The following is an 18,312-nucleotide window of genomic DNA, read 5'->3' on the forward strand; positions in this document are numbered from 1 at the left end:
GGGGATGCACAAGAGCCGGGTCTACGCGTTGCTGATCGACACACCGAAGGACGAGGTCGGGAAGGCCACCTCGTTCTGGGAGGGGGCGCTCGGGGTGACCTCACGGTTCGACCCGGCGTATCCGCAGTTCATCGAGTTGCCCGGCGCAACCAACGGGATCGTCACGGCGCTGCAGTCGGTCGACGACGCGCCGCGTTACCACGTCGACATCGAGACCGACGACCTCGACGCCGAGACGGCCCGGCTGATCGGGCTCGGCGCCGAGGAGGTCTCCCGGTGGCAGGACTGCCGGGTCCTGCGCGCACCCGGCGGCCACCTGCTCTGCGTCCTCCCCGTCGAGACCGACCCGGACGACTTCGCCGCGAACGCGAACGTCTGGGGCTAGGCGAAGAGCTTCTCGCCCCAGAAGGATCCGGCCTGGACCCCACCGGGGCAGGCGAAGATGCCCGAGCCGACGTGGCGGATGTACTCGTTCATCACGTCGGAGCGGGACAACTGCTGCTGGATCGGGATGAACTGCTTGCGCGGATCCCGCTGGTAGGCCAGGAAGAACAGCCCCGCGTTCAGCCGGCCGAGACCGTCCGAGCCGTCGACGAAGTTGTACCCCCGGCGCAGCAGCTCGGCACCGTTGTTGAACTGGGGATGCGCGAGCCGGACGTGCGAGTCCTTCGCCACCTTGTACTCCCCGTCGGCGCCCTTGGCCTCGAAGTCGATCGGGTCGAACTCGTCCGCCTTGCCCAGCGGCGCCCCGGTCCCCTTGCCGCGGCCGACGATCGTCTCCTGCTCGCTGAGTGACGTCCGGTCCCAGGTCTCGATCGTCATCCGGATCCGGCGCGCCACCAGGTACGAGCCGCCGGTCATCCAGTCCGGCCCGTCGCCGGGCTGGACCCACAGCTGCTGCTCGAGCTTGGCGGTGTCCTCGAGCTTGAGGTTGTTCGTGCCGTCCTTGAAGCCGAACAGGTTCCGCGGGGTCGTCTGCGCGCGCGACGTGGACGACGTCCGGCCGAACCCGAGCTGGGAGTACCGCACCGCCGTCGTGCCGAAGCCGATCCGGGCCAGGTTGCGGATCGCGTGCACCGCGACCTGCGGGTCGTCCGAGCACGCCTGGATCGCGATGTCGCCGCCACTGCGGGCCGGGTCGAGGGTGTCGCCGATGAAGTGCGGCAGGTCGGCCAGCGCGGCCGGCCGCCGGTCCGCCAGCCCGAACCTGTCGTTGCCCTTGGCATCGACGAACAGGCTGGGCCCGAACCCGATGGTCAGCGTCAGCCGGGCCGGCGGCAGACCGACCGCCTCACCGGTGTCCTCCGGCGGCGCCTCGCCCGGACCGTTCACCGCGCCGTACTGGCCGATGTCGCGGCCGGCCGTGATCAGCGCGGCCGCGGCGGTCCACTCCTTCAGCAGCGAGACCAGCGCGTCCCGCTTGCCGGCCGTGACGTCGAAGGTGGCGAAGTGCAGCCGGTCCTGGGCCGGCGTGACGATCCCGGCCTGGTGCGGGCCGTGGAACTCGACCGGCCCGCTGCTGTCACTCGCCTGCGACTCGGGCGTCGCGATCACCGAGTGCGCGGCGTACCCGGCGACCCCGGTCGCCACCGCCGCACCCGCGGCCCCGAAGAGCCCGCGTCGCGAGATCCCCTTACGCTGCTGCTCTTCGCGCTCGGCCATCACTTCTGCGCAATCACTCCGGCGACCTTGCTGACCGGCTCGGCCAGCGCGTCGACGACGTTGCCGAGCTCCCGCCGCTCGGCCTCGGTCGGCTGGTACGGCTTGAACCCGTCGCCGACCCGGTACTTCTCCAGCGCGGTGAACACGGCCTTGAAGTTCGTGTCCAGCGTCGTCACCAGGGCCGCGTCCCGCTGCTGCAGGGCCGGTCGGAGCGCCTGGACCGCGGCCTGCGAACCCTCCACGTTGGCGTCGAAGTCCCACAGGTCGGTGTGCGAGTAGCGGTCCTCCTCACCGGTGATCTTGCCGGTGGCGACCTCGTCCAGCAGTTCCTTCGCGCCGTTGGCCAGCTGCAACGGGTTCAGCTGGACGGCCTTGGCCTTCGCGACCACGGTCTTCACGTCGACGAGCAGCTGGTCGGCGTACTTGGCCATCCCGGCGGTGCTGTTCTTCTCCCACAACGCCTGCTCGATCCGGTGGTACCCGGTCCACTCGGTGCCCGGCTCGACGTCGTTCACGCGGGCGTCGATCTTCGGGTCCAGGTCGCCGAACGACTCCGCGACCGGCTCGATCCGCTCCCAGTACGTCCGCGACACCGGGTACAGCGCCTTCGCCTTCGCGACGTCACCGGCCTTCACCGCGGCGACGAACTCGGTCGTCTTCTCCTCCAGCGCGACCGCCTGGGAGTTCACGTACCGCTGGTAGCTCTTGGTGGCGTCCTTGAGCGCGGCGTCGGAGTCGGCGTGCGGGGTCGCGTCACCCGACACGGTCAGGTCGCCGCGGATGCCGTCGCCGACCATGCCCGGCTTGCAGACCGCGTGGTACTTGCCGGTCGGCAGCTCGACGATCAGGTCGCGCTTGAGCCCGGGGCCGATGTTCTCCACCTCGCCCATCACCCGGTCGCCCTCGGCGTACACGTAGAACTCGGTGACCTTGCTGCCGCCGTTGGAGACCGAGAAGGTGCTGGTCCCCGACTTGACGTCACGACGGCTCAGATCGCACTCCGAGTCGGTCGCCTTCACCGCGACCGGTCCGGTGGTGTCCCCCGGGGCGGCCTGCGGGGTCTCCTCGGCGCACCCGGCGAGCAGCAGCCCCGCGAGGACCGGGAGGGCGACCACGACGGCGCGGGTGGTGGGGATGGTGATCATGCGCGTTTCTCCTGGGACAAGGTGCCGGGCGGACACCCGGGGGTTTCAGGCCGCTTTCGCGTTCGCGTCGGCGGGAACGGGAGGCGGCGTACTGGACCGGACCGGCAGGAAGTACAGGATCAGCACCGGGACGAGGTACACGAGCCAGGCGGACAGCTCGACCACGGTGGGCGCCGGGTTGAAGTTGAAGATGCCCTTCAGCACCACGCCGTACCAGCTGTCCGGCGGGATCACCCGCGAGATGTCGAACGCGAGCGCGTGCAGGCCGGGCAGGATCCCGGCCTCCTGCAGGTCGTGGAACCCGTAGGCGAAGATTCCGGCGGCGACCAGGATCAGGACGGCGCCGGTCCACTTGAAGAAGACGGCCAGGTTGATCCGGACGGCACCGCGGTAGATCAGCACGCCGACCAGGACCGAGGTGGCCAGGCCGAGCAGGACGCCGATCAGCGGTGTCGCCGTGGTCGCGGAGGCGGCCGAGGCGTACACGATGAACGCGGTCTCGATGCTCTCCCGGAACACCGACAGGAACGCCAGCAGCACCACCGCGCCGGCGCCGACCTGCAGCGCCTCGCCCATCCGCTCGCGGAGGTCCTTCGCGATCCCGCGGGAGGCCTTGCGCATCCAGAAGATCATCCAGGTGACGAAGCCGACCGCGAGGATCGACATCACCCCGCCGATGGTCTCCTGGGTGGTGAACGACTTCGCCGTCAGCGCGGTGACGAACCGCAACACGGCCCAGCCGGCGACCGCGACGGCGAGCGCCGCGGCCACTCCGGCCCAGACCAGTTTGAGTCGATCACGATGCCCGGACTTCACCAGGAACGTGGCCAGAATGCTGACCACCAGCGAAGCCTCCAGACCCTCTCGGAGCCCGATCAGGTAGTTGGCGAGCATGGCGGAACTCCATCACAGCTTAGGTATGTCTAACCTTCCGAAGGCTAACCTAAGAAGTTCCATTCGCCTACTGTGTCGTAAGCCGCACCGTGGCTCGGTCCCTGACCTAGACGCGACGAGATCAGCCGGATACTCTCCGCCGTCCAGCTCGGCCCTTCGTAGGTGTCGAAGATCCGCACCCAGCGGACCACGTCGACCGGCCGGCGCAACCGAGCCAGCGTCAGGTGCGGGGTGAACTTCCGGCCTTCCACCGGTACGCCCGCCTTGTTCGCCGCGGACCGCGTGGTCATCGCCAGATGCGGCAACTGGTTCGCCTCGTCCCGGACCCCGGTCCACAGCACCCGGGCGTCGGCCACACTCGGGAACGCGCCCGCTCCGGACAGCCTCAGGTCGAACGGTTTCTGCCGTTGCGCGGCCCGTTCCAGCCGCTCCCCCAACTCGTCGGTCTTCCACTCCGGCACCTCGCCCAGGAACGCCAGGGTGATGTGCCAGTTCTCGTCGGCGGCCCAGCGGATGTCGTCATCCGGATGGTCCCGCCGCGGCTCCACGTACGTACTCAGATCCTCGACAACCTCCTCAGGCGGCACTACAGCCACGAAAAGTCGCATACCGGAAACCCTACGACGGCAGGGGGACAGCGGGTCAGACTGAGACATGGACGAGCTCAATCTGCCGGCGCCGTGTCTGGTCGTGCTGGTGGGGCCGGGGGCTTCGGGGAAGTCGACGTGGGCGGCCGAGCGGTTCGCGCCGGAGCTCGTGGTGTCGAGCGATCGGTTGCGGGCCCTGGTCGGCGCCGGTGAAGACGACCTCGGCGCGAGTACGGACGCGTTCCGGTTGCTGGAGGAGGTGGTCCGGCTGCGGATCGGCCGCGGCCTGACCACGGTGATCGACACGCTCGGGCTCGACCGGGACCGCCGGCTCGGGTGGCTCGGACTGGCCCGGGAGCACGGGATTCCCTGTGTGGCGGTCGCTTTCGACACTCCGGCGGACGAATGCCGGCGCCGGAACCGCGAACGGGTGAAGCGCATCCCCGCCGAAGCCCTGACCGCGCAACTGCGGACGTGGACCACGGTGAAGAAGGAGTTGCCCACCGAGGGATTCGACGACGTACTCCGGCCGGCCGCGATCCGCGTGGTCCCGCAAGCCTTCGTCCAGGCGGAGGATGCGGCGCGTCGGCAGGTCGAGGCGCCGGCCGGGCTGCGGTTCGGACTTCAGCTCAGCAGCTACACGCACAAAGCGGGCCGCAAGACCACCGGCGAATGGGTGCGCCGGATCGGGGCGAAGGCCGAGGCGGCCGGGTTCGACGCGATCTACGTGATGGACCACTTCCGCCAGATCCCGCAGGTCGGTCGGGCCTGGGAGGACTTCCTGGAGAGCTGGACCACGCTCGCGTACCTGGCCGCGTGTACCGACCGGGTCCGGCTCGGCACCCTGGTCACCGGGATCACCTATCGCAACGTCGCCCACCTCGCCAAGATCGCGGCCACGCTGGACGTCCTGAGTGGCGGCCGCGCGGTCTGCGGGGTCGGGCTCTCCTGGTTCGAGGCCGAGCACAAGGCGTACGGGTGGGACTTCCCGTCCGTCGCGGATCGGTACGCCCTGCTCGCCGACGCGCTCCGGCTGCTGCCCGCGATGTGGGGACCAGGCAACAAACCCTTCCACGGCAAGGTGCTCGACGTCCCCGACACGACCTGCTACCCGCGTCCGCTGCAGGACCGGATCCCCTTGCTGGTCGGCGGAAGCGGGCCGCGGACGTTACGCCTCGCCGCGAGGTACGCCGATGCGGCCAACGTCTTCGGCGACGTCGGCCAGGTACGGGAGCGGGCCGAGTACCTGCGCGCGCACCGGGGCGACCGGGAGCCGATCGAGGTCACGCACCTGTCCACCACGCTGATCGGTACCGACCACCAGCAGGTCGATGCCTTGGTCAACCGTCTCCGCCCGCGCAACCAGGATCCGGCCAAGTACGCGGCCGCCGTCAAGGCGGGCACGGTGCAGGACCAGGTCGGCCGGTTCCGCCGGCTCGCCGAGGCGGGCGCCGGCGAGGTGATGATCAGCCTGCCCGGCCTGGACGACGACCTGACCCCGCTCGACACCGCGGCCGAGGTGATCTCAGCGTTTCGGTAGGTCCAGGTTCAGCAGCGCGTTCTCGATCAGCTCGGGCAGCGCCGGGTGGATCCAGTACTGGCCGCGCGCCATCGTGGACGCGTCCAGGCCGAAGCTCATCGCCTGGATCACCGGCTGCAGCACCGACGACGCCTGCGGCCCGAGCACGTGTGCGCCGAGGATCAGCCCGGTGTCCGGATCGGCGAGGATCTTGGCGAACCCGGTGGTGTCCTCCATCGCCCACCCGTACGCGATCCCGGCGTACTCCTGCCGCCCCACGACGTACCGGACGCCCTGGTCCTTCGCCTCCTCCTCGGTCAGCCCGACGGACGCGATCTGCGGGGCGCCGAAGACCGCGGACGGGACGTAGCGGTGGTCGGACGCGATCGGCTCGTCCGGGTGCAGCAGGTTGTGCTGGACCACCCGGGACTCGTGGTTCGCGACGTGCTTGAGCTGGTACGGCGAGGAGAGGTCACCGAGTGCGTAGATCCCGTCGACCGCGGTCCGCTGGAACTCGTCCACCACGACCCGGCCGGCCTCGTCCACCTCGACCCCGGTCCTGGCCGGGTCCAGCAGGTCCGAGTTCGGTTGCCGGCCGACGGCGACGAGCAGTTCGTCCACGACCACCTCGGCGAGGCCTTCAGGGCTCAGCATCCGCAGCGTGATCCCGGTGTCGGAGCGGGTGACGCCGATCGTCTCGTGGTTCAGCCGGACGTCGTACCGGTCGTCGGCCAGCTCGGTGTACCGGGTCGCGATCTCGGTGTCCTCGTGCCGGAGCAGCAGCCCGGACCGGGCGACCAGGGTGACCTCGACGCCGAGCGAGGAGAAGATGTGCGCGAACTCGGCCGCGACGAACCCGCTGCCGATGATGCCGAGCCGGCGCGGCAACCGGTCCAGCCGCATCACCGTGTCGGAGGTGTGGAACCCGGTCTCGGCCAGCCCGGGGATCGGCGGCACGATCGGCCGGCTGCCCGCGGCGAGCACGAACCGGTCCCCGGTGATCGCCCGGGTCTGGCCGTCCGGCCCGGTCACGGTGAGCTCCTTGGCCGCGGTGAACCGGCCGGTCCCGTCGTACACGGTGACGTTCGCGTTGTCGGCGTGGTGCCGCCGGTACTCCGCGCCGCCGGCCGCGATCGGGTCGATCCGGCCGAAGACGCGATCCCGGATGTCCGGCCAGCGGACCCCGGTGACCCGCTCGTCGACGCCGAACCGCGAGCTCTTCGCCGGGGTGGCGGCCAGGTCCGCGGTGTGCACGAACATCTTGGTCGGGATGCAGCCGACGTTCAGGCAGGTCCCGCCGAAGGTGCCGCGTTCGACCACGGCCGTCTTCCAGTCCGCGAACCGCTGGTCCAGGATCGAGTTGCCGGAGCCGGTGCCGACGATCACCAGATCGTAATGAGTCACACCACATTGTGACCATGACAGACAACCACGCGCCCGCCCGGGCGCGCCTGGCCGGTGCGACCTAGGCGACCCGGGAGCCGGCGTCGACCGCCGCCTTCTCGCCGAGCAGCTCGGACTGCGGCTGCACCTCGAGCCGCGGGCGGGGCAGCAGCCGGGGGCGGATGGCGATGCCGCTGCGACGGGAGAAGTACAGCACCGAGCCGAGCACGCCGAGGACGGTCATCGCGCCGCCCGCGATCAGCGACCAGCGGGCGCCGAACTCCTGGCCGACCCAGCCGATCAGCGGCGACCCGATCGGGGTACCGCCCATCAGCACGGTCATGTAGAGCGCCATCACCCGGCCACGCATCGTCGGCTCGATCCCGAGCTGCATGGTCGCGTTGGCCGCGGTCAGCATCGTCAGCGAGGCGAACCCGACCAGCGGCAGCACCGCCGCGTACGTCAGGTACGTCGGCATCACGCCGCTGAGGATCACCATCACGCCGAAGACCAGCGCCGAGCCGAGCACCAGCCGGGCCCGGACCCGGACCCGCCGGGCGGCCAGCAACGCGCCGGCCAGCGAACCGATCGCCAGGATCGAGCCGAGGATGCCGTACTCCCCGGCGCCCTTGCCGAACGCCTCGGTCGCCATCAGCGCCGACGTCATCTGGAAGTTCAGCCCGAAGGTGCCGGCGAAGAACACCGCGGTGAGCACCATCATCAGGTCGGGCCGGCGCCACAGGTAGCGCATCCCGTCCCGGATCATGCCCTTCTCCCGGGCGGCCGGCTTCGGCGAGAACAACTCCTGGACCCGCATCAGCCGCAGCGACAGGATCACCGCGGCGTAACTGACTCCGTTGATCATGATCACCGGGCCGGTCCCGATCCAGTGGATCAGCAGGCCGGCCAGCGCCGGGCCGAGCAGCCGGGCGGCGTTGAAGGAGGCCGAGTTCAGCCCGACGGCGTTGGCCAGCTCGTCCCGGCCGACCATCTCGACCACGAACGCCTGCCGGGTCGGCGCGTCGAACGCGGTCCCGACCCCGAACAGCAGGGCGAGCAGGTAGACGTGCCAGGCCTCGACCACGCCGGTCACGGTCAGGGCACCGAGCACCAGCGCGACCACGCCCATGAAGATCTGGGTGATGGTCAGCACCTGGCGCTTCGGGAACCGGTCGGCCACCAGCCCGGCGTACGGGCCGAGCAGCAGGGCGGGCAGGAACTGCAGGCCGGTCACGATGCCGAGCGCCGTGCCGGAGTGGGTCAGCTCCAGGACCAGCCAGTCCTGGGCGACCCGCTGCATCCAGGTGCCGACGTTCGAGACGATCGCACCGGAGGCGTAGAGACGGTAGTTGCGGACCTTGAACGCCCGGAAGGTCGGGCTCATCGGGCCGCCAGCCGTTCGAGGACAGGGGCTGCCTTGCGCAGGATGTCGCGCTCCTCAGGGGTCAGTTGCTTCAGTTTCGTCTGCAGCCATTCGTCGCGGCGCCGGCGGTTGGCGGCGATCAGCGCGTGCGCGGACTCGGTCAGCTCGACCAGGATCTGGCGCTTGTCGGTCTCGTGCGGGCGGCGGACCACCAGGCCCGCCTCCTCCATGTTCGACACGATGCGCGTCATCGACGGCGGCTTGACCTGCTCGTGCGCGGCCAGCTCGCCGAGCGTCATCGCCTCATGCTTGGCGAGGGCGCCGAGGACGCCGAGCTGGTTCGCGGTCAGGTCGTGGCCTTCCTCGCGCTGCCGCCGGATCTGCCGGGACAGCCGGAGGGTTGAGGACCGCAGTGCGGACGCGAGGCCGACGTCGCTCTTCACCTGCTGGGCTACGACGGAGGGCATGTCGTTAGCATAACTCATTACCTTTGCTAACGAAAAAAGTTGACCGGACATTCCGCCCCGCGGACAACGGGGTGCGGCGGGGACGCTAGGCTCCGCGCTCATGGGGACGACAGCGGCCTCCGAGGTGGCGCGGTACGAGCAGCGGTTCCGGCGGGCCGGGTTGCCGCTGTTCATCGAGGACTTCTCGCCGACACACGACATCTTCAATCGGGCCATACCACTGCTGGCGCTGGTGTTCATCGCGGAGATGCTCGGGGCGACGTCACTGGACTGGCCGATCTGGGTCAACCTGCTCACCGCGCTCGGCGGGCTGGCGGTCCTGGTCGGCGGGTTCGGGCTGCTGAACGGACTTCGCGGCCGGCCGTTCTGGTCACTGCCGACCCGGTTCGGCATCCCCGAGCTGGCCGTGTTCGTGCTGCTGCCCGCGTTGCTGCCGCTGGTCTCCGAGGGGCAGCTGCGGCAGTTCTTCGGGATCGCGGCCGGCAACCTGCTGCTGATCGGCCTGGTGTACCTGGTGGTCGGGTACGGCCTGATCGGGACCACCCTGTGGGGCCTGCGCCGGCTGGCCGGGGAGCTGGCGAACTCGATCGCCAGCCTGGTCCGGGCGTTGCCGTTGCTCCTGGTCTTCTCGCTGGTGCTGTTCGTGAACACCGAGATGTGGCAGGTGTTCGCCGGGATGCCGGTCAGCTTCATCGTCTTCTTCGCGATCGCGTTCGCGCTGCTCAGCAACGTCTTCCTGGTGCTGCGGCTGCCGCAGGAGCTGGACCGGATCGAGCGAGAGGCTGCCTCCGGTCCGCCGCTGCGCCGGATCCAGCGGCTCAACCTGAGCATCAGCCTGGTGATCCGGCAGTGGCTCCAGGTGATCGTGGTGAGCACCGGGGTCGGCCTCTTCTTCGTTGCCTTCGGCATGCTCGCGATCAGCGCGAACATCTACGAGAGCTGGGGCATCGATCCGGGTGGCTGGTCGTACGAGATCTGGCTGCTCGATCACCCACTGCTGCTCAGCGCGGCCCTGGTGAAGGTGGCCGTCGGCATCGCCAACTTCACCGGGCTCTACTACTCGATCGCGCTGCTCACCGACTCGACGTACCGGACCGAGTTCCTGGACACCGTCGCGATCGAGCTGCGAGCGGTGTTCGAGGACCGGGCCCAGTACCTCGAGTTGCGGGCGAGGCTCACGCCGCACTGACCATCCGGGCCGGACGACTCAGCCGAGCGCGTCCTGGAGGAACCGCAGCTGGTGCCGCAGCAACCCCTCGGCTGTCGCCGGATCGGACGGTGAGTGGGTGGCGCCCGCCAACGGCAGCACCTGGTGCGGGCGACCCGCGGCGAGCAGGGCGGCCGACATCCGCAGCGTGTTCGCGGCGACCACGTTGTCGTCGGCGAGACCGTGTACCAGCAGCAACGGCCGGCTCAGGGTGGCCGCGTCACGGATCGGCGAGGACTTCTCGTACGCCTCCGGGTGCTCGTCCGGGCGACCGATGAACCGCTCCCGCCAGTGCGTGTCGTACAACCGCTGGTCGATCACCGGCGCACCCGCCACGGCCGCGTGGAACACGTCCGGGTGCCGCAGGACCGCGGCCGCCGCGAGGGTACCGCCGTAGCTCCAGCCGATGATCCCGACGCGGGCGAGATCCAGGTCCGCGCAGTACTCGGCGGCCGCGCGGACCGCGATCACCTGATCCGCCAGCGGCAGGGACAGCGTGTCCCCGTGCACCGTCTTGTCCCACGCGGGACCCCGGCCCGGTGTCCCCCGCCCGTCCGCGATCACCACGGCGAACCCGGACTCGGCGTACCACTGCGCGGTCGCGTACCACGCCCCGGTGGCCCGGACGACCAGCTGCATCGCCGGACCTCCGTACGGCGCCATCAGTACCGGAAGACGGCGCCCCGGCTCGTACCAGGACGGCAGCAGCAACGCAGTACGCAGGTCCTGCTCGCCCGCGCGCAACCAGGTGATCCGTGGGGTCACGACCGGCTTCGCGGCGAGGGACCGGAGCTCCCGATCGGCGGCCCCGTCCCGCCGGACCACGAACGCCCTGCCCGCTTCGGTATTCGATGCCAGGAGCAACGTCCCACCTGCCCTGGTCCCGGTGTGGAGGCCGGGTTCGTCGGTCAGACGACGCAGCCCGGTCTCGTCGTACGACCACAGGTGGCGCTCGGTCGGTTCGTCGTTTCCCTCGAACAGCACCGACTCCCCGGTGACCTCGAGGACGGACCGGACCTGCACCCCCTCGGGCGTCACCGGCTCGCCGTCGACGGTCAGCTGCCGCGAGTCGGCCGTGTCCCGGACGTGGACGAGCTTGCCCGAGGCCGTTCGCGCCGGGGTGCCCGCGACGAGCTCGACCCAGGCGGGATCACGCTGCTCGTGCAGGATCTCGGTCTTCCCGCTGTCCGGATCCGCGGCCAGGACGAGCAGGGTGCGCTGATCGCGGGACTGGACGCTGAGCAACGGCCCGTGGGTATCCCAGCCGGCGGAGACCAGGTACTCGAAGGCGGTCCGGTCCCAACCGATCTCGGTCGCCGAGCCGTCGAGGCCGAGCACGTGCAGCGAGACGAGTGCGTTGGCGGTACCGGCGGCCGGGTACGCGATCTCGCGGGGTGGACGGTCCGGGTTCGCGGGGTCGGCGATCCACCAGCGTTGGACCGGGGTCTGGTCGACGCGGGCGGCGAGCAGCCTGGTGCCGTCCGGGGACCACCAGTGGCCGCGGGTCCGATGCATCGACTCGGAGGCGACGTGCTCGGCGAGCCCCCAGCCGACCTCGGGATCATCCGAGCCGGCCACCTCGCGATCGTTGCCCCCGGCAATCTCCACGACGTGCAGGGCCCGGCCGGTCACGTAGGCGACCCGGTGGCCGGTGGGATCGAGGCGTGGGTCCACGACCGGCCCGGCGGTCGGTACCGGTCGAGGGACCGCGGTGCCGTCGAGGTCGAGCGCCCAGAGCTCACCGTTGACCGCGAAGGCGACCGTCCTCAGCGCGGCGTCGGCGGAGTACGCGACAACTCCCCCGGACCGCTCCCGGGTGCGCTCCCGGCGGATCAGCTCGGCCTCGGGAACCGGGCCGTCGGCGCCGAGCGACTCCGGGGCGACCAGGAGGCGTTCCTCCGCGCCGTCGAGGAGCCACAGGCAGCTCTGCCGATCCTCGGGACCGCGGGTCCGCAGGAACAGCACCCGCTCGCCGTCGGGCGAAAGCGTGAACGAGCGGGGCAGTCCGAGGGTGAAGCGCTGGGTGCGGGCGGCTTGGGCTGGATAACGAGAAATGTCCATGACCGAGACTCTTCGCGTCCTCTCACAGGTAGGTGGGAAGGAAGACGACACACACCATCAGACGCCGGTCGCCGGCGGATCGGTGGAGGTCGTACCGGAGAGCCCGGAACGCGGACAGTCTACCAAACCCCCGCTACAGCGAGGCGCCGAACAACTCGTCGATGCGCTGCGACCACGCCGGGTACTTCGCGGCCTTGCCGGCGTGCAGGCGATAAACCTCTGTCCCGACCGCCGGGTCCTCGTCGTCGCTGAAGCGGACGGCGCTCATCTTCTCCAGCTTGTCCAGGAACGCGTCGTCCCCGGCGAGGTGCACGGGGTCGTGCATGTACCGCTCCAGCGCGGCCAGGTCCGGGATCGCGGCCAGGTACGCGTGGGTGAAACCGTCGGTGGGATCGCCGAAGTCGGCCCCGACCGCGCCGAACGCGACCGACTCCAGCGCAGCCGTCCGCCGCATCGCCGCGAGCACCTCCGCCTGCTCCTCGGCACTCACCTCGGCCTTGAACCGGAACCGCAGCAGATTGACGAACATGGTCGACCCTTTCGCTTGAATGCACTGACCAGTGCAGTTTAGCGCACGCGCGAGTGCATACGACTACCCTGATCCGGTGACGGCAACCAGGGGACGGATCGACAAGCGGCAGGCGATCCTGACGGCGGCGTTCACCGTGTTCGCGCGGGACGGCTACCGGCAGGCGAGTGTCGACACGGTCGCCGCGACCGCCGGGGTCGCCAAGCACACGGTCTACAACCACTTCGGCGACAAGCAGACGTTGTTCCGCGAGGCCGTCGCCGACCTGGCCGACCAGGCGCTCGCCCGCAACCTCGCGGCGGTGGACCTGCTGCGGGCGGACCGGGATCCGGCCGAGGCGCTGGCCGAAACGGGCAAGCGCCTGGCCGAGTGCTACTGCGACGAGAAGTCGTGGGCACTGCGGCGGCTGCTGCACGCCGAGATCGCGAGCATGCCCGACCTGCAGGACCTGGTCCGGGACCGCGCCACGGACAAGGTGAACGACGCACTGGCCGATCGGCTCGCCCGGCTCGCGCTGGCGGGCAAGCTACGGCTGACCGATCCCGCGGTCGCCGCCGAGCAGTTCGGCGCGCTACTGTCCGCGCCGCTGGAGACCCGCTCCCGGCTCGGCACCCGGAAGGTACCGGCCGGTGAGCTGACCGAGGTCACGCGGAACGCCGTCGCGACGTTCCTGCGCGCCTTCGGTCCGGAGTGATCCGGATCAGGTCAGCCAGTCGCCGAGTGGGCCGATCGCGAAGTAGATGACGAACAGCGCCGAGACGACCCACATCAGCGGGTGGACCTGGCGGGCCTTGCCGCGGACCACCTTGAGCACGACGTAGGCGACGAAGCCGGCCCCGATCCCGGCCGAGATGGAGTACGTGAACGGCATCAGGATGATGGTCAGGAAGGCCGGGACGCCCACCTCGAGGTCGTCGAAGTCGATCCCCTTGACCTGCGTCATCATCAGGAAGCCGACCAGGATCAACGCCGGCGTCGCCGCCTCGTACGGGACCAGGGTGACCAGCGGCGCGACCACCATCGAGATCAGGAAGCAGATCCCGGTCACCACGCTGGCCAGGCCGGTCCGGGCCCCCTCGCCGACACCGGAGGCGGACTCGATGTACGACGTGTTGCTGGAGACCGAGGCGGCCCCACCGGCGGCCGCGGCGACGCTGTCGACGATCAGGATCCGCTGCGCGTTCGGCGGGTTGCCGCTGTCGTCGAGCAGGTTCGCCTCGGCGCCGATCGCGGTCATCGTGCCCATCGTGTCGAAGAAGTCGGCCAGCATCAGCGTGAAGATCAGCAGCAGCGCCGAGACCAGGCCGATCTTCTCGAACGAGCCGAACAGGTTGAACTCGCCGATCGTGTCCAGGTTGGGTTTGCTGAACCACTCCGTCGGCAGCTTCGGCACGCTCAGCCCCCAGCCGCCCGGGTTCTCCGGGCTCCGGGCGCCGACGCCGACGATCGCCTCGACCGCGATCGCGAGCACGGTGGCGGCCAGGATGCCGATCAGGATCGCGCCCTTCACCTTACGGGCGTACAGCGTGACGATCAGCAGCAGCCCGACCACGAAGATCAGCACCGGCCAGCCGCGCAGGCTGCCGCCGACCCCGAGCTCGACCGGCGGACCGGTCGGCGCCTCCGGACGGCGGACGAAGCCGGCGTCGATCACGCCGATGAATGCGATGAACAGACCGATGCCGACACTGATCGCGACCTTGAGCTGCAGAGGTACCGCCTCGAAGACCGCTCTTCGGAACCCGGTCAGGACCAGGATCAGGATGATCAGGCCCTCCAGCACGACCAGGCCCATCGCGTCCGCCCAGGTCATCTTGGTCGCGACCGAGAAGGCCAGGAAGGCGTTCAGCCCGAGGCCGGTGGCCAAGGCGAGCGGGAAGTTCGCGACCAGGCCCATCAGGATCGTCACGATGCCCGCGACCAGCGCGGTGGCGACGGCGATCTTGGCGATCGACGCCGTCGGGTCGGTGCCACCGCCGACGTACTGGCCGGAGCCATCCTTGACGGTGCCGATGATCAGCGGGTTCAGCACGACGATGTAGGCCATCGTGAAGAAGGTGACCAGACCGCCGCGGATCTCCCGGCCGAACGTGGAGCCACGGTCGCTGATCTTGAAGAAGGAGTCGAGGAATCCGGCGCGCGGGCGCTCGGTGACAGCCTGGGGCGAGGTCATGCGGGAAATCGTGCCAGGTCGGACCGGCCCGGTGCGAGCGAACCCGGCAAGCTGTGACCGACCGCCTGGCCTGATGCTCCGGCCCGGGGCACTAGAGTGAACCCGTGGCAGAGGAGAAGCCGGCGGCGAAGAAGCGCACCGACCCGACCAGTCAGCTGGCCCGTGGTGAGCTGGTGCACGCCGAGGTGAAGCCGCTGGACCTGTCCGGCATCCCGTCGGTGATCACCGGGATCATCGCCTGGGCGGTCGCGTTCGTGGTGCTGCTGATCTTCCGCGACGAGCTGAAGAAAGACGGCCTGGAGTGGTGGCTGTGGGTCACCGTGGCGGGCTTCGGGCTCGGCTGGATCGGCCTGGCGTACTGCAAGCGCCGCTGGGCCGCGATCCAGGCCGGCCACCGGTCGGAGCACGAGGACTGACTCGTCCGGTCCTGGCGGTGCGGTCGGCTCAGTCCTGCTCGGTGACGGCCTCGGCCTGCTCGGCCGGCACCTCGTCGGCGGGCTTCACCTCGGCGGCCTCGGCCTGGGCGAGCTGCTCGCGCGCCTCGTCCGACGTCTCCACCGCGGCCTCGCCGCCCATCGCCAGCTCGTCGTACCCGGTGGTGTCGAAGGCGTGCTCGGTGGACGGGTGGTCCGGCGCCTCCACCACGGTGTCCGAGTGGGCACCGCAGCCGTAGTCGTACGCGACCACGCGGCCGTCGCCCGGGGCCATTTCGTTCGCGCACACGCCGAACGCCTGACCCAGGCTGTCCTTCAACCGGATCCAGTACCCGCAGGAGTTGCACTTGTACGGCACCGCCTGCGCGATCGGCGACGCCGGGCCGAAGTCGCCCGCGTACCAGCGGTCCGCGGCCACCTCGCGGCCGTACTGCGAGAGCACCCGCTCCCGGCCGAGACCGAGCTCCTCGACGACCTCGAGCACGTCGTCCGGCGCCTCGGTGGTGTCGGTGTAGCCGGGCTCGAGCCTCGGGTCGTCCGGCAACGTCGGGAACAGGTCACCGGGCCGCAGGTCGCCGGGCTGGACCCGGTCCGACCACGGCACCCAGACCGGCGCGACAACGGCCGCCTCGCCCGGCAGCATCACGACCTCGTTGATCGTCACGGTCTTCGCCCGGGACGCCCGGGTGACGGTGACGGCCCAGCGCCAGCCCTTGTACCCCGGGTGGGTGGACGCGAAGTAGTGGGTGACGAGACGCTCACCCTCGACCAGATGGCCGAGGTGTTCTCCCACCTGCGCGGCGCCGGCTTCGGCGATCGCGGCCTCGCGGGCGGGGTCGACCGCCGCGACGCTGATCGCGTCGGGCTTGGCGCGGACCGATTCCGGGGCTTTGACGGGAGTCACAATGCGCCATTCTCGCACGGCCGGCCGATGGATCCGAACGCGCCGTGACTGCGGTCTGTCCCTCCCACAAGGCAGGATGGGCTCATGGAGAGGCCTGACCCAGCGGACCGGCGGCGCACCGAGCGCCCGGAGCAGCCCGGCACGGCCTCCTCGGAGCCGAAGAAGAGCGCCGGTGAGCGCTGGGGCGAGACCAGCAAGAAGCTCGGCACCGCCGCCGGGAAGGTCGGCCGCGCCTCCAAGACCGGGGCCAGCGGCTTCGCCTCCGGATCGAAGAAGGCGGCCGACTTCACCGGGCGTGCGGGCAAGGCGACCGGCCGCCGGATCCGCGGCCTGACCGGCGCGCAGGGGGCCGGCCAGACCGGGTTGTCCCGGTTGATCGAGCTGGGTGCGGTGAACGCGGCCGGCGACACGGCGTTCGCGGTCTCGCTGGCCGGCTCGGTGTTCTTCGCCGTCCCGAGCGAGCAGGCCCGGGACCGGGTCGCGTTGTTCCTGCTGCTGACGATGGCGCCGTTCGCGTTGATGGCGCCGCTGATCGGTCCGATCCTCGACCGGTTCCGGTCCGGCCGGCGCTGGGCGATCGGGGCCACCCTCAGTCTGCGCGGCTTCCTGGTCTGGAGCCTGGCCGCGTCGATCGACAGCGCCACCTGGTTGTACCCGGCCGCCCTCGGCTGTCTGGTCGCGTCCAAGGCGTACGGCGTCACCCGCGCGTCCGCCGTCCCGCGGCTGTTGCCCAAGGACGTCAGCCTGGTCACGGCGAACTCGCGCATCTCGCTCGCCGGGGTCGCCGGCGCGACCGTGGGCGCGGGACTCGCGGCCGGGTTCGCGGCGATCGGGCCGGAGTGGTCGCTGCGCTGGGCCGCCCTCGTCTACACGATCGGCCTGGTGCTCGCGATCCGGCTGCCGAGCCGGGTGGACTCCCCGGCCGGCGAGGAGATGGTCGGATCGGCCGGCCGGGAGGCCCGGCGGCGCGCGATCACGGCGGCGGTCGCCCGCGGCATCCGCTGCAACCTGGGCCTGCGGTTCGTGTCCGGCTTCCTCACCATGTACCTCGCGTTCCTGCTCCGCGACCATCCGATCAGCGGGATCGACGGCGCCCTCGCGGCCGGTGCGGTGATCGCCGCGGCCGGGATCGGGAACAGCCTGGGGACCCTGACCGGGTCGTTGCTCAAGGCAAGAAAGCCCGAGTCCGTCGTGCTCGTGGTCCTGCTCGCGGACGCGGCGGTCGCGGTCACCGTGGCGGTGCTGTACGGCTTCGCCACGCTGATCGTGCTCGGCCTGGTCGCCGGGCTGTGCAGCTCGCTGGGCAAGTTGTCGCTGGACGCGATGATCCAGCGCGACGTCCCCGAGACCGTCCGGACGTCGGTGTTCGCCCGCTCCGAGACCGTGCTGCAGCTGTCCTGGGTCCTCGGCGGCGGCTGCGGCATCATCCTCCCGCTCATCCCCCGCGTCGGCTTCGGCTTCCTCGCCGCGGTCCTCGTGATCCTGGTCATCGTGGTCGTCCGCAACAAGCCGATCACCCCCGCCGGCCTGCGGCCCAAGAGCGGTACGACCGGACCGCGGACTCCCGCACCCCACGAGGAGACTCGCACGGTCCACCGCTCTCACCCGGAGCCGGCGCCGTCCACCACCGACCGGTCGCCCGACGATGCGGAGGCCGGGAACGAACCGCGGCGGTCGACCACCCGCACGGTGATGACCAGCCCGACGGACCCGACCGTCCAGCGCATCTCGGACCGTCGCGCCTACACCCGCCGCGAGCCGTCCGAGCGCACCAACGAGCCAACGGTCGAACTCCGCGTCGACCACCCCCGCAAACCCTCGGACCAACCGCCGCCCCAGCCCATCGGCCCCTGGTGGAGCGGCCAGACCGAGGACGACGAAACCACCGTCGAGGAAGCCCCGGCCGCGGACGACACCACGGTCGAGAACCAGAACGACCGCAGCCGAAACCCCTTCCGCCGCAAACGCTGACGGCGAGCAAGCC

Annotated in this window: 17 protein-coding genes; 6 read left to right on the forward strand and 11 right to left on the reverse strand. The window is 70.5% G+C overall.

Annotated features, from left to right (window positions below; translation table 11 throughout):
- Positions 1 to 4 precede the first annotated feature (4 nt).
- Positions 5 to 385, forward strand: coding sequence for a VOC family protein (locus tag FB561_RS01405; protein WP_145802192.1), 381 nt, complete (start codon positions 5 to 7; stop codon positions 383 to 385).
- Here FB561_RS01405 and efeB read toward each other — a convergent pair.
- The 4 genes from efeB to thpR are packed head-to-tail and all read right to left on the reverse strand — an operon-like array spanning position 382 to position 4,309.
- A complete protein-coding gene (efeB, locus tag FB561_RS01410) occupies positions 382 to 1,662 on the reverse strand; it encodes an iron uptake transporter deferrochelatase/peroxidase subunit (RefSeq protein ID WP_145802194.1) in 1,281 nt (426 codons plus the stop codon). The genes FB561_RS01405 and efeB overlap by 4 nt on opposite strands.
- Positions 1,662 to 2,807 carry an iron uptake system protein EfeO gene (gene efeO, locus FB561_RS01415; RefSeq protein WP_145802197.1) on the reverse strand — a complete coding sequence of 382 codons (1,146 nt, stop codon included), beginning with the start codon at positions 2,805 to 2,807 and terminating at the stop codon, positions 1,662 to 1,664. Before efeO ends, efeB begins: the two co-directional genes overlap by 1 nt.
- A gap of 45 nt (positions 2,808 to 2,852) precedes the next feature.
- Positions 2,853 to 3,701, reverse strand: coding sequence for an iron uptake transporter permease EfeU (gene efeU / locus FB561_RS01420; protein ID WP_145802199.1), 849 nt, complete (start codon positions 3,699 to 3,701; stop codon positions 2,853 to 2,855).
- Positions 3,702 to 3,745: 44 nt separating this feature from the next.
- Positions 3,746 to 4,309, reverse strand: a complete 564-nt coding sequence (gene thpR / locus FB561_RS01425; protein ID WP_145802201.1) for an RNA 2',3'-cyclic phosphodiesterase — start codon at positions 4,307 to 4,309, stop codon at positions 3,746 to 3,748.
- Between the two features lie 46 nt (positions 4,310 to 4,355).
- Here thpR and FB561_RS01430 point away from each other — a divergent pair, with 46 nt between their 5' ends.
- Positions 4,356 to 5,828 carry an LLM class flavin-dependent oxidoreductase gene (locus FB561_RS01430; protein ID WP_145802204.1) on the forward strand — a complete coding sequence of 491 codons (1,473 nt, stop codon included), beginning with the start codon at positions 4,356 to 4,358 and terminating at the stop codon, positions 5,826 to 5,828.
- Here the strand turns inward: FB561_RS01430 and FB561_RS01435 are convergent.
- From FB561_RS01435 to FB561_RS01445, 3 genes are all read right to left on the reverse strand, one after another.
- Entirely contained in the window at positions 5,814 to 7,211 is a 1,398-nt protein-coding gene (locus tag FB561_RS01435; protein ID WP_145802206.1) for a mycothione reductase, read from the reverse strand. The two genes, FB561_RS01430 and FB561_RS01435, sit on opposite strands and share 15 nt — an antisense overlap.
- Before the next feature lie 61 nt (positions 7,212 to 7,272).
- Entirely contained in the window at positions 7,273 to 8,574 is a 1,302-nt protein-coding gene (locus tag FB561_RS01440; protein ID WP_145802208.1) for an MFS transporter, read from the reverse strand.
- Positions 8,571 to 9,020, reverse strand: a complete 450-nt coding sequence (locus tag FB561_RS01445; protein ID WP_170284551.1) for a MarR family winged helix-turn-helix transcriptional regulator — start codon at positions 9,018 to 9,020, stop codon at positions 8,571 to 8,573. Before FB561_RS01445 ends, FB561_RS01440 begins: the two co-directional genes overlap by 4 nt.
- 100 nt (positions 9,021 to 9,120) lie before the next feature.
- Between FB561_RS01445 and FB561_RS01450 the strand changes: the two genes are divergently transcribed.
- Positions 9,121 to 10,209, forward strand: coding sequence for a hypothetical protein (locus FB561_RS01450; RefSeq protein ID WP_145802211.1), 1,089 nt, complete (start codon positions 9,121 to 9,123; stop codon positions 10,207 to 10,209).
- 18 nt (positions 10,210 to 10,227) lie between these two features.
- Here FB561_RS01450 and FB561_RS01455 read toward each other — a convergent pair whose 3' ends face one another.
- Together FB561_RS01455 and FB561_RS01460 are read right to left on the reverse strand one after the other, a co-directional pair.
- Entirely contained in the window at positions 10,228 to 12,288 is a 2,061-nt protein-coding gene (locus FB561_RS01455; protein ID WP_145802213.1) for a S9 family peptidase, read from the reverse strand.
- 133 nt (positions 12,289 to 12,421) lie between these two features.
- Entirely contained in the window at positions 12,422 to 12,817 is a 396-nt protein-coding gene (locus FB561_RS01460; RefSeq protein ID WP_145802215.1) for a Dabb family protein, read from the reverse strand.
- A gap of 76 nt (positions 12,818 to 12,893) precedes the next feature.
- Between FB561_RS01460 and FB561_RS01465 the strand changes: the two genes are divergently transcribed.
- Positions 12,894 to 13,511, forward strand: a complete 618-nt coding sequence (locus tag FB561_RS01465) for a TetR/AcrR family transcriptional regulator (protein WP_145802217.1) — start codon at positions 12,894 to 12,896, stop codon at positions 13,509 to 13,511.
- Between the two features lie 6 nt (positions 13,512 to 13,517).
- Here the strand turns inward: FB561_RS01465 and FB561_RS01470 are convergent, their stop codons facing one another.
- Entirely contained in the window at positions 13,518 to 14,990 is a 1,473-nt protein-coding gene (locus FB561_RS01470; protein ID WP_145802219.1) for an NCS2 family permease, read from the reverse strand.
- 104 nt (positions 14,991 to 15,094) lie between these two features.
- On the opposite strand from FB561_RS01470, the gene FB561_RS01475 reads away from it, so the two are divergent.
- Complete coding sequence (locus tag FB561_RS01475) at positions 15,095 to 15,406, forward strand: DUF2530 domain-containing protein (RefSeq protein WP_145802221.1); 312 nt, start codon at positions 15,095 to 15,097, stop codon at positions 15,404 to 15,406.
- Between the two features lie 28 nt (positions 15,407 to 15,434).
- Here the strand turns inward: FB561_RS01475 and FB561_RS01480 are convergent, their stop codons facing one another.
- Complete coding sequence (locus FB561_RS01480) at positions 15,435 to 16,328, reverse strand: DUF3027 domain-containing protein (protein ID WP_145802223.1); 894 nt, start codon at positions 16,326 to 16,328, stop codon at positions 15,435 to 15,437.
- 84 nt (positions 16,329 to 16,412) lie between these two features.
- On the opposite strand from FB561_RS01480, the gene FB561_RS01485 reads away from it, so the two are divergent.
- The gene (locus FB561_RS01485) at positions 16,413 to 18,299 is read left to right on the forward strand and encodes an MFS transporter (RefSeq protein ID WP_145802225.1); all 1,887 of its coding nucleotides are present in this window, start codon (positions 16,413 to 16,415) and stop codon (positions 18,297 to 18,299) included.
- The last annotated feature ends 13 nt before the right edge of the window (positions 18,300 to 18,312 follow it).

Source organism: Kribbella amoyensis, from assembly GCF_007828865.1.
Taxonomy (GTDB): domain Bacteria; phylum Actinomycetota; class Actinomycetes; order Propionibacteriales; family Kribbellaceae; genus Kribbella; species Kribbella amoyensis.